We start from the raw sequence: 16,019 nt of genomic DNA, 5'->3' as shown, positions 1-16,019 counted from the left end.
TTTTTTCTATTTAAATATATGATCCAAATTTGTATGCTCGTCTGACTCGCAATTGCAGGTTTTTTCAAGTTCACAGCCGCCACATTTTCCTTGTTTACTGCGTTTGATAAATTTAATAATCGCGTAAATAGTGTAGCCGAAAATTGCGCCGCCAAGTAATAAATTAACCATTATACTCACGAAAAACATCCTCTCTTAAACGAATAGACTACCAATTTGATAAACGAGAAATACTAATACGTAGGCTGTAACAAGTGGATAAGCGACAGCAAATGCGGTCCATTTCCACGAACTAGTTTCTTTTCGAATCGCTGCAACAGTTGCTAGACAAGGGATGTAAAGCAAGATGAACAACATAAAGCAATAAGCCGAAAGTGGCGTATAGAAAGTGCTAACGATGCTGCCAAGTGAACTTTCTCCAACTGCATAAATAATTGCCATTGTGGAAACGACTACTTCTTTTGCTAGAAAACCAGGAATAAGGGTGGCTCCCGCTTGCCATGTACCAAAGCCTAAAGGAACGAGTAGCGGAGCGAGCATGCCGCCGATGATTGCTAAGAAACTTTCGCCCATTGGAACATCAAGTCCGGATGGACCGGCGTAATTTAGCAACCAAATGATAACCGAACCTGCAAAAATGAATGTTCCTGCTTTACGCAAGAATCCTTTTCCTTTTTCCCACGTGCTGCGCCATAAAGTTTTGAGCGATGGTAGGCGGTAGGGCGGTAGTTCGACGACGAATACGGAATTATCTTTTTTAAGTATTGTTTTTGAAAGGATTTTAGTGACAATGAGTGCCATTAAAATACCGATAACGTAAAGTGAAAGTACTACGAGCGCCTGATGTTTCTCGAAAAACACGCCTACAAAAAGAGCATAAACAGGGAGTCGCGCAGAGCAGGACATAAATGGTGAAACGAGAATAGTTAGTGTTCGTTCTTTGGATTCTTCAATCGAGCGCGCCGCCATAATTCCAGGGACATTACAACCAAAGCCAATAATCATCGGAATAAAAGCTTTCCCATTTAAGCCGAAAATTTCCATTACCCGGTCCATAACGACTGCAATTCTGGCCATATATCCGGAATCTTCTAAGATAGAAATGAAGAAGAAAATAACCAAGATTTGTGGGACAAAGACAAGCACTCCTCCGACACCAGCAATGATACCATCTGTGACCAAATCAGTGATAAATCCAGATGCGCCAATGGCTGTTAAAAAGGATGTTACGGAGTCCGTCAGCGACCCGCCAATAAAACCATCGAGCAGATCAGATAGCGGTGCGCCAACCCAAGTAAAGGTTATTTGGAAAATCAACCACATAATACCAAGAAAAATAGGAATGCCAAAAAACTTGTGGGTGAAAATTTGATCGAGTTTGTCGGATAGTGGAATATCCGAATGGCGCGTATATTCGACCGAGGTTAAACAAATATCATGAATGTAATTCACACGAACTTGGTGAAAATGATTTTCTAGTTTGCCGTCAAGCGCAATTTCAAGTTCTGTGCGGATATGTTTTAATTGCTCCAAAGCAGGGCAGGTCGCTAAAAATTCTTCTGTGACTTCATTTTTAGAAAGAAATTGAACAGCAAGCCAGCGAGATTGTTTAGCAGGAATCATGTCTTTTATTAAAACTTGGATTTCAGTAATCGCTTTTTCCGCGGGTTCCCCGTATGGTAAAACAAGTGGAATCGCGGGAGCTACGTGTTTTTCTGACAAAGTAGATAAAATATCGTCTGTACCTTTTCCAGAACGAGCAACTACTGGCAAAATCGGAATGCGCAATTGTTTGGCAAGGTTCTGGATGTTTAGATGAATACCGCGACCGGCAGCTACATCAATCATATTCAGTCCCATCACAACAGGTGCGCCAAACTCAAGTAGCTGAATGGTTAAATTTAGATTTCGTTCAATTTGCGAGGAATCAACAATATTTAACATACAATCGAATTTCTCTTCCAGTAAAAATCTAGTGACAACTGTTTCATCACGAGAAATCGGATTTAAGTCATAAATACCGGGTAAATCAATTAATTTTCCAGTTTTCGAGCGCAACGTACCGACTTTCTTTTCGACGGTGACTCCGCTCCAGTTTCCTACATATTCATAAGAGCCTGTTAATGCATTAAATAAGGAAGTTTTCCCGGTATTTGGGTTTCCGAGTAAGCAATATGTATTTTGACTCATTTGCGTTCCACCATAATGGCGCAAGCATCACATTGTCTAATGCTGATATATTGCCCTTTTGTTTCAAAAGTACAGGGACCACCAAATAGTCCTTTTTGTTTGATACAAATATCACAACCTTCATCGCAACCAAGTGCAAGTAAGCGACGTTTAAGCATGGCGTTCTCCATTTTTAATTCTGAGATGCGAACTTTTTCACCGACAGCAGTTTCATTTAATTGCATAAGCTAGCAGGCCTCCTTTTATGTTATGTAATGAACATGATAATCATTATCAACTATGTTCATTTTATCACGAACAGACTTTAATATGAAGTATTTTTTTGAAATTGTTACTAGAATAGCAAGAAAGTAGGGTATAACAGCAAAAAAATTTCTTAAGAGCATAGCCGTCTTTTAACTAAGAAGCATGCCTTTTTACCTCTGTATTGATACACGGAAATAAGTGCTGGAGCTGTTTTTAATCACTTTTTTTCTGTCAAGTTGTTCTTTTTTATAGTAAAATGGTAACTATAATATGTATATTAATGGAGGCAATTAACACATGAGTGATTTATTTACTACAATCAAAGGACAAGTTACTGGGAAAAACGTGCGCATCGTCCTACCTGAAGGAACAGATGAACGTATTGTTGGAGCAGCTGCACGTCTGCAAAAAGAAAATATCGTAAAACCAATTTTGCTTGGAAACAAAGCTGAAATTGAAGCAAAAGCAAAAGAAATTGGCGTTTCTGTTGAAGGAATCGCTATTCATGAACCTGCGACCGATCCACTTTTTGATGAATTAGTGGCTGCATTTGTAGAACGTCGTAAAGGTAAAGCAACAGAAGAAGCTGCACGTAAAATGCTCGTTGATCCAAACTATTTTGGAACAATGCTTGTATACACTGGAAAAGCAGAAGGTCTTGTAAGTGGCGCGGCTCACTCTACTGGCGACACTGTACGTCCAGCACTACAAATTATTAAAACAAAACCAGGCGTAAGTAAAGTTGCCGGCGCGATGATTATGGTTCGCGGCGAAGAACGCTATTTATTCAGTGATGTAGCTATCAATATTGCACCAGTTGCAGCAGACTTAGCGGAAAATGCGATTGTTAGTGCGGAAACAGCAGAAATCTTCGGCATTGACCCACGTGTTGCAATGCTAAGTTTCTCTACAAAAGGTTCTGCAAAATCCGATGAAACAGAAAAAGTCGTAGAAGCAACTGCTCTTGCAAAAGAAAAAGCACCTGAATTAACGCTTGATGGTGAATTCCAATTTGACGCAGCATTTGTTCCAACTGTTGCGGAGAAAAAAGCACCAGGATCCGTTATCAAAGGGGACGCAAATGTATTTATCTTCCCAAGCTTAGAAGCAGGAAACATTGGCTACAAAATTGCCCAACGTTTAGGTAACTTTGAAGCAGTTGGACCAATTTTACAAGGCTTAAATGCACCAGTTAATGATTTATCTCGTGGTTGTAATACAGATGACGTTTATAACTTAACGTTAATTACAGCAGCGCAAGCAGTGAATAAATAATCAGTTTTTAAATAAAGCTATTAGAAAAAAGAGAAGACAAATTTTGTCTTCTCTTTTTTTAGATGAATGGAGGGAATTTTTCCTTAATGGGTAGCGAAATAAGAAAGTTATTTAATTTATATTCATATTTTGACATATTTTAAAGGCTATAATTTAAAAATTTTATCAATTACCTCTTTCCTCTATGCTATACTAAATGGACATACAGCGGTAGAATTGGTTGATGATTTCATTTGGAATTCGAATACCTAAGTGTCCAATTTTGGTAGACAGGTTAAAGTGTCTACTTCAAGAGAACGCTCTATTTGCTTGTGCTAAATTAAATATAAAAAGAGAGGATTGTAGAAAATGGACGAGAATTTAGTCCGCTGGTTGTCTCTATCAGGTGTTGCTTTATTTGTAATTTTAGCAGTACTGTTAGCAAACAGAATAAATCGGCAGCGAAGACAGAAGCTTCAACAAGAATTTGAGAACAAGTTTTCCATGTTTAAAGTGTATTTTAATCATTCCAATGCGACTCCTCAGGAATTGAACGATCCTATACTTACAATGAAAAGAAGCAAAGGCGGGCGGTTTATCTTGCCTGTATTTATATGTATTATTGCTTTTATTATTGGCTACTTTTATAGAGGCGGCTCTTTCAATGGCAAATTAATCGTGCTAGCAATTTTAGCTTTATGGTTCGTTTGGTCTGTTTTAAACGCCACCAAGTACGTAAAAGTATATAAAAATGCCATAGTTCACGGTAGCTTGATCACAAAGAAAATTATTTGGTTTCATCGTATCGATTCTATTGAAGCGAAATTATACGATTACAACGGGGTTATGGACGCTAGACAAGCACAAGTATACCGAGTGTATGAAGTGAAACGCGGTAACAAAGTAGTGTTTGATATTTGGGAGACGCAGTTTGCTAGTGCCAGATTAATTGAAAAATGCTTTGATACCGAAAATCCTTTTGTTCAGGAGATTCAAGAAAGTTTTGATTCAGGTAATTCACATTATAGGGAGGACTTCTAATGATTCAAAATACTGGGGAATTAATGATGTATATCGGGGGGGCACTAGTTTTAGTTTATCCTCTTGGCGTACTTATCATCAACATTCTGCGTTCATCAACTAAAGGGAGATTTCGCCCTACAAGCACGATGGGGATTGTTTTAGGCCTTTGTGTAGTAGCTGGAGCTGTACTTATCTTTGTAGGAGATTCTTATCGAAAAGATATTAGTAAGGATGTCATGGTTTCTTACTATGAAAAAAATATTCCTTATGAAGATTTGACGAAAGCACAAAGAAAAAATATTGATGCTTCGGTGATTAATATTAGTAAAATGAACAAGGCGGGCGAAGATGTATCCAAGTATGTTCCTGCTTTAGAGAAATATATGTACGAATCTTACATTGCAGACGGAATTTCGGAAAAAGATGCGAAATCATATATGGAATCTTTTTTGAAATAAATAGAAAAACATCGAAAATCATCAATTTGATTTTCGATGTTTTTTTTATAGGATTTTTTCTAAGAAATACCGCATCCAACGATTGTCATTTGTAAGCTCAGGATGAAATGCAGTTACAAGAATATTCGCTTGTTTAGCAGCGACGATTTTTCCGTCAATTGTTGCTAATACAGTTACTTCATCACTTGGTTCTATTAAGTAGGGTGCGCGGATGAAAATTGCTTCAAAAGTAGGAGCATCAAAAACATCTACACTCAACTCGGCTTCAAAACTTTCTTTCTGACGGCCAAAGCCATTACGAATTGCTGTAGCGTCAAGTAATCCAAGGCTTTCTTCGCCACCTTCAATTTCTTTTGACAATAGCACAAGTCCGGCACAAGTACCAAAGATAGCTTTACCTTCCTTGGCAAATGCTTTAACTGGTTCCATTAAATCATAACGTTTCATAATCTTGCGCATCGTTGTACTTTCACCACCAGGTAAAACAAGTCCGTCAAGCCCAGCTAAATCATTTGAATGCTTTACTTTAAAAGCAAGAGCACCGGCTGATTCAATCATTTGGATATGTTCATCCACTGCACCTTGAATTGCAAGGACACCAATTTTTTTCATATTAAATGCTCCGATCTTGCATTCTGTCTTCTGGGTTAAGGCGAGACATTTCGATTCCTTTCATCGGGGAACCTAGCTCTTTGGAAAGTTTTCCGATTAGCTCATAGTCAGTATAGTAAGTAGTAGCTTGGACAATTGCACTGGCAAATTTGGCAGGGTTATCAGATTTGAAAATACCAGAACCAACGAAAACGCCGTCTGCTCCAAGTTCCATCATTAATGCAGCATCAGCGGGAGTCGCAACACCACCAGCAGCAAAATTAACGACCGGAAGTTTGCCAAGTGTTTTAATTTCTTTGATTAATTCATATGGAGCTCCGAAGTTTTTAGCAGCAACCATTAACTCATCATCCGTCATTCCCGCGATTTGGCGGATTTGACCGTTTACTTGGCGCATGTGACGGACAGCTTCGACGATATTGCCTGTTCCAGGTTCTCCTTTTGTACGGAGCATGGCAGCACCTTCACCAATACGGCGCAGCGCTTCACCTATATCACGACAACCACACACGAATGGGACAGTGAAATCTGATTTTAATAAATGGAATTCATCATCGGCTGGCGTTAATACTTCACTTTCGTCGATATAATCAACACCCATTGCTTCAAGGACGCGAGCTTCTGTAATATGACCAATACGTGCTTTTGCCATTACGGGGATAGAAACAGCGTTCATTACTTCTTCGACAATACGAGGATCGGCCATACGAGCGACACCACCAGCTGCACGAATATCGGAAGGAACCCGTTCAAGCGCCATAACGGCAACAGCGCCAGCTTCTTCTGCGATTTTTGCTTGTTCAGCATTTACAACGTCCATAATGACGCCGCCTTTTTGCATTTGTGCCATACCACGTTTTACACGATCTGTACCAACTTTTTTCTCCATATTAATAACCTCCATCAAAGTTAATTGAAATTACCTGACTATTATGATAAGCTAAAAGCCATTTCGTAAAAACAGCCAATTGGATGTTGTTTTCTCCATCCAATTTAAATGAGGGGGATTGTGCGAATGTGGCAGCTTACTAGGGATTCGGATTTACCAATTTATTTACAAATTGTAGATTTAATAGAAACAAAAATTATCAACGGAGAACTTTTGCCAGAAGAGAAGTTGCCTCCGGAAAGACAGTTGGCGGAAATGTTTGGGGTGAATCGTTCGACGGTTGTGCGGGCGCTAGATGAGCTGACAGCACGTGCGGTTATCATTCGCAAACAAGGTAGTGGAACGACAGTCAATGCGGAAAAATGGGGGCTTTTTGCAGGACAGTCAACCAATTGGCGCCATTATTTAACGCAAGGGGGCTTCACACCAGCAGTCCCTTATATTCGGCAAACAGGAGTAATGGAACGGGTCGATTCGGATCAAGTGATTGATGCAGCGAGTGGAGAATTGCCACTTGAAATGACGCCAAAAATGGAAACACCGAGTCTTTCATGGCAGTCTTTTATTGCAGAAGAACAACAAGAGGACGAAGCAGGCTACAAACCACTGCGTGAAACGATTCAAAAACAGATGAAGGAAGCTTATGGCTTACAAACACGACCCGAACAAATTTTCATTACATCGGGTGCACAACAAGCGCTCTTTTTAATTACGCAATGTTTATTAAAACCGGGTGATGCTGTGGCAATTGAGTCACCTTCCTACTTTTATTCGCTATCGTTGTTTCAGTCAGCCGGTTTACGGATTTTTGCGCTACCAATGGATGAGGATGGCGTGATTATTTCTGAATTACGCGATTTATATCATAAACACCGTGTGAAAATGGTTTTTGTTAATCCAACCTTTCAAAACCCAACTGGACTTGTAATGAGTCTGAAACGGCGCAAAGAACTCGTGAAAATTTGCGCTCATTTGCAAATACCGATTGTAGAAGATGATCCATTTTCAGAACTAGCCGCACTAGATAGCCGAATTCCGGTACCACTGAAACAACTGGACACGGATAATGTGTTATATATTGGCTCGCTCTCAAAAATTATGGGATCCACTACACGAATTGGTTGGCTCATTGGTCCAACAGCGGTGATTGAACGGCTTGCGCTCGCCAGGCAAGAGATGGATTTTGGTCTAAGTATTTTTCCACAAGTACTAGCAAATAGTGTTTTGAATACGACCGGTTACAAGACACATTTACAGCAATTGCACCACGTATTAGAACGGCGCCGAGATGATTTAATCGAAGCTTTCGAAGCCATTTTACCGAATGATGTAGTGTTTATTAAGCCAAAAGGTGGTTTTCATTTATGGGTGAAATTACCAGTAGAATTTCGCTCGATTCGTGATTTTGATATATTTTTAGCGAATGATTTACTTGTTATGCCAGGATTTTTATTTGGGGTAAAAGAAGCGGTTATTCGTGTAACTTATGCGCGACTTGAGAAGACGGAAGCGCGACGTGTAGCTGAAATAATAAAGCAAATATTGATAGAAAAAAAGTGCGAGGAAGCTTGATTTAAAGCTATTTCGCACTTTTTTCATATTCCCCAAAAAATCCTTCTAATCTATAATAGAAAGTAACCCACAATTTAAACTCATCACAATAACTCTTTCTGCTAAAAGTGAAGTTGTGATGAATCATCATTTTTATGTAAGGGTTATCATTTACTATTAATATAAGGGAGGGGAAAGTAGATGGAACAGAATTGTAAGGAATTAATTACTTATCTGCTCTTGAATCGGCAAGTGAATCTTAGAAATGTTTCCAAGAATTTTAAAGTATCAAAAGAAGCAATTGGCGCACAGATTACACAAATAAACCATCTACTAAAGTCAGAACCAATTTTGATTGACCATGACATGATTTTTGTTACAGATGTATGTAGGGAAGCTTGTTACCGGCTTTTAACTGCGGAAGAACAACAGCTGTTTTCGTTTTATGAGGTAAATATTCGTCGCAAACTCATCATGATTAAATTACTGCTACATAATCATTATATGTCACTCGGCGCGCTTGCAGACTATGTATATGTAAGTAAAAATACGATGCTTACAGATGTGAAAAGTATCAAAGAGAGTCTGCACGAGTTTGAAATTCAGCTTGATTATTCACGGAAAGATGGTTATGCAGTTTCAGGTTCAGAATTTCTGATTCGAAATTTACTAGCAGAACTAATTCGCGAAGTCGTCCAGACCCCGTATGGAAAATTCGTATTAGATGAAAAAAAACTGATTACTGTAAGCGAAGTATTTTTACTGAAAAAACGGCTCGAAAAGGTTGAAAGTAAGCTTCAAATTACCTTTACAGATGAGCAGATGGAAGAATTGCCCTATATTCTCCACGGCATCATCAAACGATCCAAAGTAACAAACAAGAAATGGACATTTAAAATTGAAATGTATGACATCAAAAATACCCGTGAGTTCCCGATAATGAAAGAAATGTTTTGGGGTTATGATTTTTTAAGTGAAAACGATTTGTTGTACTTATCATTACAAGTCCTCGCTTCGAATTTAGTCGAGTCGGCGCTTCATTTCTCAGACAGTGAAGAAATCGCCTATGCAGTTGACGAGTTCATTCGTTTATTAGAAATGTATTTTGCGACAGAAATCATGAAGAAAAATGAATTTAAAGAAAAAGTGATTTTACATGTTAGACCCGCAATTTACCGAACAATTTTAGGATTTCAAATCAATAATCCACTTAAAAAGCAGTTTATTAAAGAGTACACCCCGACATTTAACATTGTAGAAAAAGCCTCTAAACCTTTTGAAAAATTGGTTGGTCACAAGTGGTCAGAAGAGGAGATTGTGTATCTTTCTATGATAGTTCTTGGGTGGATGTATCAAATTGAGGAAACGGAACAGCCGATTTTCCGCGCAGTTGTCCTTTGTAAAAGTGGTACATCCATTTCTAAACTACTGTTAGAAAATTTGAAAATGATGTTTCCGAATATTGATTTTCAAGGAGCTTATGCGGTGCGGCAATTAAGTACTGTGGCACGCGATATTGATTTTATTTTTACGACTGTGCCCGTTCAAAGCGATGCCACCATTTTTGTGATTCCGTCCATTTTAAGTAAAGATAGTCGCCAAATCCTTAGGGAACAAGTGGATAAAGCAATCGAAATGGATAGTCATAAAAAAACCAAAGAACTGCTTGCTATGCTAAAAGATGAAATTCCCGAAGAAAATATTCGATTAGTGCAAGCCAAAATGGAATCCTTTTTCAACAAAAAAGAGCAACCTATGGAGAAGAAAGAACCAGAACAAATGCAAATTACGGAAGAGCAAATTCACTTTTTAGAAACGCCACTTGAGTGGGAGCAGCTAGTTTCGGCGGCGTTTGCACCAATGTTAGAACGAGGCACGGTGGATACTTGTTACATTCATACTTGTGAAGAAATATTCTATCAAAATTATGAACAGATGATGATTGGCCCGAATATTTATTTGCCTCATGCCAAACCCGCAAACGGGGTAATTGAGCAAGATATTCAGTTGATGATAATGAAAGCGGACACAAGAACAAAAGCGGGGGAAGCAGTCAAAATCATGATTGCGCTAGCACCGTCCGAACAAAACAAACACATACCACTATTATTAAAATTGAACGAAATTTTCTTACAGCCAGAGAGATTAGCGGAACTTCTCGCTTCTACTAACAAAAAGAAAATCGTTGAAATCCTTGAAAGGGGGTGAGCGTCACGTGGATTACCATGATTTATTTCAAAAAGAATTAACCCTGATAAATTCAAGTTACGAGAGTCAGGCAGAACTTTTTGAATGCACGAGCAAGGTATTAGAGAAAGAGCAGTATGTAGAGGCAACTTTTAGAGAAGCGGTAACAAGCCGAGAAGTAGTTTTTCCTACTGGACTTGAGATGAATGGAATCAAAATTGCTATTCCTCATACAGACACGATTTTTGTCAAACGACCATTTGTACTTGTAAACAAACTTTCTACACCTATCCCTTTTATTCAAATGGGCTCAAGTGAGAAATGGATTGATGTGGAAGTCATTTTCATGTTAGGAATCAAAAACCCCAAAGATCAAGTTCCACTGCTTTCAAGTATCATGGAAAAATTTATGGAAGCGGATTTTGTGGAACAGATAAAACAAATAAATGATAGCAATGCATTATGTGATTTTCTAAAAAAACAATTTGGAGAGTGATTACAGTGAAAAAAGTTATCGTAGCATGTGGATCAGGCGTGGCAACAAGCCAAACAGTAGCATCAAAAGTAGAACGTATTTTAAAAGAAAAAGGGGTTCGCGCAACTGTAGAAGCAGTTGATATTAAGTCTTTAGAGCAACATATTAAAACAAGTGATGTATATGTAGCCATTACAAAAGCGAACAAAGAATTCGATATTCCAACATTGAATGGTATTGCTTTCTTAACAGGCATGGGCATGGACGAAGAAACAGAAAAATTACTTAACGCCTTAAAATAAACCAGATAAAACAGGGAGCGTGAAAAAATGGAGTCATTACAATCAGTTATACAGTTTATTTTGAACCTTGGAGCTGCCGTTTTTGTTCCAGCACTAATGATTATTATTGGGCTAATCGTACGAATGAAAGTAAGAGATGCAGTCAGTGCGGGGATTATTCTAGGGGTTGCTTTCCTTGGAATGAACATCGTTATCGGCTTTATGATTGAAGCATTAACACCAGCTGCACAAGGACTTGCTGAAAGAACAGGAATTAATTTAAGCATCTTAGACGGAGGATGGACATCAATGGCAACACTTGCTTGGGCGTGGCCATTTGCCTTCTTGATGTTCCCGCTACAACTAGGTATTAACGCAATTATGCTCGTTATCAATAAAACCAAAACCTTAAACGTTGATCTATGGAATGTTTGGGGCAAAATTTTAACAGCCGTACTTATTATTGGCGTAACACAAAATGTTTACTTAGCATTTATTGTTGCCGGAATTCAAATTGTTACAGAACTAATTCTATGTGATGCTAACCAACGTCAAATTCAAGAGTTAAATGGAATTCCAGGTGTAACCGTTTCTCACGGTATGATGATTTTCTGTATTTTCTTAATGCCGCTTGATTGGTTACTGAAAAAAATTCCAGCACTTCGTAAAGACATGGATGCCAATGCGTTAAAAGATAAAATTGGTATTTTTGCAGAAAACCATGTGATGGGCTTTATTATCGGTGGACTTCTGGGGATTGCAGCTGGTTATGATGTTGCGAAAACCTTGATGTTAGCCATGCAAGCTGCAGCAGCATTAACCCTTTTCCCAATGGTTGCAAAACTATTTATGCAAGCACTTTCTCCACTATCTGATGGTATTTCTGAGTTCATGAAACGTAAATTTAAAAACCGTGAATTGTTTATTGGGCTAGATTGGCCGATTTTAGCAGGATGTAGTGAAGTTTGGGTAGCAATCGTTCTGATGGTTCCAGTTACACTTATCTTCGCGCTTATTTTACCAGGAAATGGCGTATTACCGTTCGCTGGGATTCTAAATATTTCCTTGTGCGCGCCGGCTCTGATTGTAACAGGTGGGAACTTAATCCGCATGATTATTCTTGGAACGATTACAACACCGATTTTCTTATATGTATCTACTTTCTTCGCTGGCACTATCACGGATTTAGCGCATTCAACTGGTGCGATTTCTCTAAAAGCTGGACAACAAATTACATGGAGTACACTTGAATATCCAGTGTTCCGTTACATTTTTGCAGAAGCAAGTCAGTTCACTATTTTAGGCTTTATTTTTGTCGCAATTTGGGTATTATTACTAGTATTTTATGTGAAAATGATGAAAAAACGAACAATTGAACTAGAAAAAGCTAGCTCTTAAGAAATAGGAGTGATGAGATGATTTACACGATAACATTAAATCCAGCCATTGACCGGTTGCTTTTCATTCAAGGAGAGTTAGAAAAAAGGAAGACTAATCGAGTCAAAAAAACAGCGTATGATTGCGGGGGAAAGGGGCTTCACGTTTCGGGAGTGTTATCCAAATTCGGTATTAAAAATGAAGCACTTGGAATTGCGGGATCAGACAATCTCGACAAACTATATGCCATTCTAAAAGAAAAACATATCAACCATGATTTCCTTGTAGAAGCTGGAACTTCGACAAGAGAATGCTTCGTCGTCTTAAGTGATGACACGAATGGCAGCACGATGATACCTGAAGCTGGTTTTACCGTAAGTCAGACCAACAAAGACAATCTTTTAAAACAAATCGCTAAAAAAGTTAAAAAAGAGGATATGGTGGTGATTGCTGGATCTCCGCCTCCTCATTATACATTATCTGATTTTAAAGAACTACTAAGAACTGTCAAAGCAACAGGAGCGTTTCTCGGATGTGATAATTCTGGTGAATATTTAAACTTAGCGGTCGAAATGGGCGTCGATTTCATTAAACCAAATGAAGATGAAGTCATTGCCATTTTAGCCAAAAAAACGAATTCACTCGAAGAAAATGTCCGCAAATTAGCCGAAAAAATCCCTTATCTGGTCGTTTCGCTTGGAGCAAAAGGATCACTTTGCGCGCATAATGGCAAATTGTATCAAGTTATTCCACCACAAGTGCAGGAACGCAATGATACTGGGGCTGGCGATGTGTTTGTCGGGGCATTTATTGCAGGACTTGCGATGAACATGCCGATTACCGAAACATTAAAAGTCGCGACAGGTTGCTCCGCTAGTAAAGTCATGCAACAAGACAGTTCGAGCTTTGATTTAGAAGCTGCTGGAAAACTCAAGAATCAAGTAAGTATTATACAATTGGAGGAGAGATAATATGTTATACCAAAAAGAACGTGAAGATTTAGCAAAAGTAGTGAAGACGATGTTTGACCGCTTTGAAACGAATGCGGCTGGAGGAAATGTTAGTGTGCGCATGAATAATGAGCATATTATTATGACGCCAACGCTGATGAGTCAAGCAAAACTTTGCGATCTTTCCCCATATGAAATCCTTGTAGTGGATAATAACAATGAAGTCGTAGAAGGAGACGGAAGAGTTACTAGAGAAATTAACTTACACCGCGCTTGTTACGTAGAAAATCCAAAAATCGGCTGTGTACTCCATGCTCATCCAAAAGAATCCATGCTATTTGCCACACTTGGGATGGAATTACCGAATTTAACAGAAGCAACGCAAAAAATTGGACAAATTCCAACACTTGAATTTGCGCCAGCGACTAGTCCAGAACTTGCGGAAATCGTTCGTAAACACGTTATCGAACTAGGGGAAAAAGCTGTTCCTAGTGCAAGTTTATTAAATAAACACGGTATTGTCGTATTAGATACATCGCTTCATAAAGCATACGACATGCTAGAGCGTATTGAATACAATGCCTATATTGCAGAAAAAGCGTTAGTATTTGATGCTTTAGGTATTAAAAAATTAGCTCATGACCGCGAATTAAATTATAATTTGGAGGAGTAACTAATGGAAAAATTCCTTTTTAATGCAACGTTATTTGCCAGTGCTTTATTACTAATGGTCGGGATATTTAAAAGCTCTATTCCAATTACCGCCATTTCTCTCGTGTTAGCAGTTGTTTCGCAACATTTCTTTCGAAAAAAATATCCTAAACAAACTCGTAGCTATCGCGAAATAGTCGCGGCAAAGCAGAAAAAAGGATGAAAAAAGGGATGAAAATCTAGTTGTAGATTTTCATCCCTTTTTATTATAGTTGGGAACGTTGTGATTTTTTCGGTCGGACGTACAATCCGAGTTTTTCTTGTTCCCTCGTTAATGAAACGAATAACGAAACAATCATTAAGATGATGACGATAGAAAACGGAAATGCTGCTATAATCGACGCATTTTGAAGAGCTGTTAGTCCGCCTGCATAAAGTAGCACACTTGCTATCCCTGCTTGGAGTAGTCCCCATGTTACTTTGACGGAGTTCGGTGGATTTAAAGACCCGCCCGTCGTTTGCATACCGAGAACAAATGTGGCTGAGTCTGCTGAAGTAATAAAGAAGACTGCAATTAAAATCATCGCAACAATCGATAACACCATGCCAGCTGGGAATTCATTAAATACCCCAAAGAGTACTTGTTCAGTTGCTAAACCTGAAAGCCCAGAATTTCCATGTTGTTCGACAAAAATCGCCGAGCCGCCAAATACGGCAAACCAAAATACACTGACTAAAGCGGGTAACACGATGACACCGAGCAAGAATTGGCGAATCGTTCTGCCGCGTGAAATTCGAGCGATAAAAATCCCGACAAACGGAGACCAAGAAAGCCACCAAGCCCAATAAAAAATAGTCCATGAGTCAATCCATTTTCGAGCATCAGGCGCATCAGGTGCTGTCTGAAAACTCATCTGGATGATATTTTGTAAGTAGTCACCAAATGAATTGGTAAAATTATTCATAATGAAAAGGGTAGGACCAAGAATAAGGGTTAAAATTAATAAAACTCCAGCAACATAAATATTTACATTACTTAAAAGCTGAATACCTTTATCAAGTCCAGACATGGCCGATAACATAAATAAAATGGTGACAATGATAATAATGGTAAATTGGACAGTAAAATTGTTTGGAACACCAAACAAGTATGTAAGACCACCATTAATTTGTTGAGCGCCAAGGCCGAGTGTCGTTGCAACACCGATGACAGTCGCAAAAACGGCGATGATATCAATCAATTGCCCAATTGGACCTTTGGCATGTTTCCCTAAAATAGGATAAAGTGTGGCACTTATTAAACCAGGTGCATTTTTCCGGAATTTGAAGTAAGCCAGTGCTAAAGCGACAATCGCATAAATCGACCAAGCAGAAATTCCCCAGTGGAAGAATGAATAGCGAAGCGCATCTTTCATCGCCGCTTGCGTGCCGACTTCACCGCCAGGAGCTTGGACCGCATAATGAGATAACGGCTCAGCTGCACCCCAGAAAACGAGGCCAATTCCCATTCCAGCACTAAACAACATCGCAAACCAAGACTTATTACTATACCCCGGTTCCTCACCAGGTTTTCCGAGTCGGATCGAGCCAATCGGACTTAAAACTAAAAACAAGCAGAAGATAATAATAATCGCTACAACAATTAAATAGTACCAACCAAAATTACTTGTTAGAAATTTTTGTATATTGGTTGTAAAAGTTTCAAATTGTTTTGGTAAAAAGGCCCCAAATAAAACAGCTAATAAAACGAGACAACCTGACCCCCAAAAAACACTTGTTAATTTTTTCAATACATCACTTCCCTTTATATTCTCTGTATCTATTTCCCCATGTTAGCAAAAAGGTAACATTCTTTTTAATAGTAACAAAAAAAGT

General features: G+C 38.7%; 17 protein-coding genes. 11 read left to right on the top strand and 6 right to left on the bottom strand.

Going from position 1 to position 16,019, the window contains the following annotated elements; genetic code table 11:
• Nucleotides 1-6: 6 nt before the first annotated feature.
• From AB2Q86_RS11200 to AB2Q86_RS11190, 3 genes are read right to left on the bottom strand one after another with little or no spacing between them, the layout of a single operon-like run.
• Nucleotides 7-189, bottom strand: coding sequence for a FeoB-associated Cys-rich membrane protein (locus AB2Q86_RS11200; RefSeq protein WP_041176549.1), 183 nt, complete (start codon nucleotides 187-189; stop codon nucleotides 7-9).
• A gap of 6 nt (nucleotides 190-195) precedes the next feature.
• On the bottom strand, nucleotides 196-2,190 hold the full coding sequence (gene feoB / locus AB2Q86_RS11195; RefSeq protein ID WP_012580947.1) for a ferrous iron transport protein B: 1,995 nt from the start codon (nucleotides 2,188-2,190) through the stop codon (nucleotides 196-198).
• Nucleotides 2,187-2,414 carry a FeoA family protein gene (locus tag AB2Q86_RS11190; protein ID WP_012580948.1) on the bottom strand — a complete coding sequence of 76 codons (228 nt, stop codon included), beginning with the start codon at nucleotides 2,412-2,414 and terminating at the stop codon, nucleotides 2,187-2,189. The genes feoB and AB2Q86_RS11190 overlap by 4 nt, the downstream gene beginning before the upstream one ends.
• Nucleotides 2,415-2,733: 319 nt before the next feature.
• Here AB2Q86_RS11190 and pta point away from each other — a divergent pair, with 319 nt between their 5' ends.
• The 3 genes from pta to AB2Q86_RS11175 all read left to right on the top strand — a co-directional run bounded on the left by pta (nucleotide 2,734) and on the right by AB2Q86_RS11175 (nucleotide 5,171).
• Nucleotides 2,734-3,711: a phosphate acetyltransferase gene (gene pta / locus AB2Q86_RS11185; protein WP_003722362.1), complete on the top strand. Its 978-nt coding sequence runs from the start codon at nucleotides 2,734-2,736 to the stop codon at nucleotides 3,709-3,711.
• A 348-nt stretch (nucleotides 3,712-4,059) separates the two neighbouring features.
• Nucleotides 4,060-4,731, top strand: coding sequence for a hypothetical protein (locus tag AB2Q86_RS11180; protein ID WP_012580949.1), 672 nt, complete (start codon nucleotides 4,060-4,062; stop codon nucleotides 4,729-4,731).
• Complete coding sequence (locus tag AB2Q86_RS11175) at nucleotides 4,731-5,171, top strand: hypothetical protein (RefSeq protein ID WP_009926224.1); 441 nt, start codon at nucleotides 4,731-4,733, stop codon at nucleotides 5,169-5,171. The genes AB2Q86_RS11180 and AB2Q86_RS11175 overlap by 1 nt, the downstream gene beginning before the upstream one ends.
• A 45-nt stretch (nucleotides 5,172-5,216) precedes the next feature.
• On the opposite strand, the gene pdxT is transcribed toward AB2Q86_RS11175, so the two are convergent.
• Together pdxT and pdxS are read right to left on the bottom strand one after the other, a co-directional pair.
• Nucleotides 5,217-5,783: a pyridoxal 5'-phosphate synthase glutaminase subunit PdxT gene (pdxT, locus tag AB2Q86_RS11170; RefSeq protein ID WP_012580950.1), complete on the bottom strand. Its 567-nt coding sequence runs from the start codon at nucleotides 5,781-5,783 to the stop codon at nucleotides 5,217-5,219.
• Nucleotide 5,784: 1 nt separating this feature from the next.
• Complete coding sequence (gene pdxS, locus AB2Q86_RS11165) at nucleotides 5,785-6,672, bottom strand: pyridoxal 5'-phosphate synthase lyase subunit PdxS (RefSeq protein ID WP_003728355.1); 888 nt, start codon at nucleotides 6,670-6,672, stop codon at nucleotides 5,785-5,787.
• A 126-nt stretch (nucleotides 6,673-6,798) separates the two neighbouring features.
• Here pdxS and AB2Q86_RS11160 point away from each other — a divergent pair, with 126 nt between their 5' ends.
• The 8 genes from AB2Q86_RS11160 (at nucleotide 6,799) to AB2Q86_RS11125 (ending at nucleotide 14,367) form a co-directional block, all read left to right on the top strand.
• Nucleotides 6,799-8,244, top strand: a complete 1,446-nt coding sequence (locus AB2Q86_RS11160; protein WP_012580951.1) for a PLP-dependent aminotransferase family protein — start codon at nucleotides 6,799-6,801, stop codon at nucleotides 8,242-8,244.
• Between the two features lie 180 nt (nucleotides 8,245-8,424).
• The gene (locus AB2Q86_RS11155) at nucleotides 8,425-10,431 is read left to right on the top strand and encodes a BglG family transcription antiterminator (protein WP_012580952.1); all 2,007 of its coding nucleotides are present in this window, start codon (nucleotides 8,425-8,427) and stop codon (nucleotides 10,429-10,431) included.
• Nucleotides 10,432-10,438: 7 nt separating this feature from the next.
• Nucleotides 10,439-10,906, top strand: a complete 468-nt coding sequence (locus AB2Q86_RS11150; protein WP_012580953.1) for a PTS sugar transporter subunit IIA — start codon at nucleotides 10,439-10,441, stop codon at nucleotides 10,904-10,906.
• A 5-nt stretch (nucleotides 10,907-10,911) separates the two neighbouring features.
• Nucleotides 10,912-11,187, top strand: a complete 276-nt coding sequence (locus tag AB2Q86_RS11145; protein WP_003722354.1) for a PTS sugar transporter subunit IIB — start codon at nucleotides 10,912-10,914, stop codon at nucleotides 11,185-11,187.
• Nucleotides 11,188-11,214: 27 nt separating this feature from the next.
• Nucleotides 11,215-12,564 (top strand): PTS galactitol transporter subunit IIC, encoded by a 1,350-nt coding sequence (locus tag AB2Q86_RS11140; protein ID WP_003728884.1) that lies wholly within the window; start codon nucleotides 11,215-11,217, stop codon nucleotides 12,562-12,564.
• Between the two features lie 17 nt (nucleotides 12,565-12,581).
• Entirely contained in the window at nucleotides 12,582-13,514 is a 933-nt protein-coding gene (locus AB2Q86_RS11135; protein WP_012580954.1) for a 1-phosphofructokinase family hexose kinase, read from the top strand.
• 1 nt (nucleotide 13,515) lies between these two features.
• On the top strand, nucleotides 13,516-14,166 hold the full coding sequence (locus tag AB2Q86_RS11130) for a class II aldolase/adducin family protein (protein WP_012580955.1): 651 nt from the start codon (nucleotides 13,516-13,518) through the stop codon (nucleotides 14,164-14,166).
• Nucleotides 14,167-14,169: 3 nt separating this feature from the next.
• A complete protein-coding gene (locus AB2Q86_RS11125) occupies nucleotides 14,170-14,367 on the top strand; it encodes a hypothetical protein (RefSeq protein WP_003722350.1) in 198 nt (65 codons plus the stop codon).
• Nucleotides 14,368-14,410: 43 nt separating this feature from the next.
• Here the strand turns inward: AB2Q86_RS11125 and betL are convergent, their stop codons facing one another.
• Nucleotides 14,411-15,934: a BCCT family glycine betaine transporter BetL gene (betL, locus tag AB2Q86_RS11120; protein WP_012580956.1), complete on the bottom strand. Its 1,524-nt coding sequence runs from the start codon at nucleotides 15,932-15,934 to the stop codon at nucleotides 14,411-14,413.
• Nucleotides 15,935-16,019 lie beyond the last annotated feature (85 nt).

This window comes from Listeria monocytogenes, assembly GCF_041765605.1.
GTDB lineage: Bacteria > Bacillota > Bacilli > Lactobacillales > Listeriaceae > Listeria > Listeria monocytogenes_D.
This window is presented reverse-complemented; position numbering and strand designations above follow the sequence as displayed.

Coding starts and splice junctions, on each gene's coding strand:
- AB2Q86_RS11200 (WP_041176549.1), bottom strand. CDS start 189: ATGTTTTTCGTGAGTATAATGGTTAATTTATTACTTGGCGGCGCAATT.
- feoB (WP_012580947.1), bottom strand. CDS start 2,190: ATGAGTCAAAATACATATTGCTTACTCGGAAACCCAAATACCGGGAAA.
- AB2Q86_RS11190 (WP_012580948.1), bottom strand. CDS start 2,414: ATGCAATTAAATGAAACTGCTGTCGGTGAAAAAGTTCGCATCTCAGAA.
- pta (WP_003722362.1), top strand. CDS start 2,734: ATGAGTGATTTATTTACTACAATCAAAGGACAAGTTACTGGGAAAAAC.
- AB2Q86_RS11180 (WP_012580949.1), top strand. CDS start 4,060: ATGGACGAGAATTTAGTCCGCTGGTTGTCTCTATCAGGTGTTGCTTTA.
- AB2Q86_RS11175 (WP_009926224.1), top strand. CDS start 4,731: ATGATTCAAAATACTGGGGAATTAATGATGTATATCGGGGGGGCACTA.
- pdxT (WP_012580950.1), bottom strand. CDS start 5,783: ATGAAAAAAATTGGTGTCCTTGCAATTCAAGGTGCAGTGGATGAACAT.
- pdxS (WP_003728355.1), bottom strand. CDS start 6,672: ATGGAGAAAAAAGTTGGTACAGATCGTGTAAAACGTGGTATGGCACAA.
- AB2Q86_RS11160 (WP_012580951.1), top strand. CDS start 6,799: ATGTGGCAGCTTACTAGGGATTCGGATTTACCAATTTATTTACAAATT.
- AB2Q86_RS11155 (WP_012580952.1), top strand. CDS start 8,425: ATGGAACAGAATTGTAAGGAATTAATTACTTATCTGCTCTTGAATCGG.
- AB2Q86_RS11140 (WP_003728884.1), top strand. CDS start 11,215: ATGGAGTCATTACAATCAGTTATACAGTTTATTTTGAACCTTGGAGCT.
- AB2Q86_RS11135 (WP_012580954.1), top strand. CDS start 12,582: ATGATTTACACGATAACATTAAATCCAGCCATTGACCGGTTGCTTTTC.
- AB2Q86_RS11130 (WP_012580955.1), top strand. CDS start 13,516: ATGTTATACCAAAAAGAACGTGAAGATTTAGCAAAAGTAGTGAAGACG.
- AB2Q86_RS11125 (WP_003722350.1), top strand. CDS start 14,170: ATGGAAAAATTCCTTTTTAATGCAACGTTATTTGCCAGTGCTTTATTA.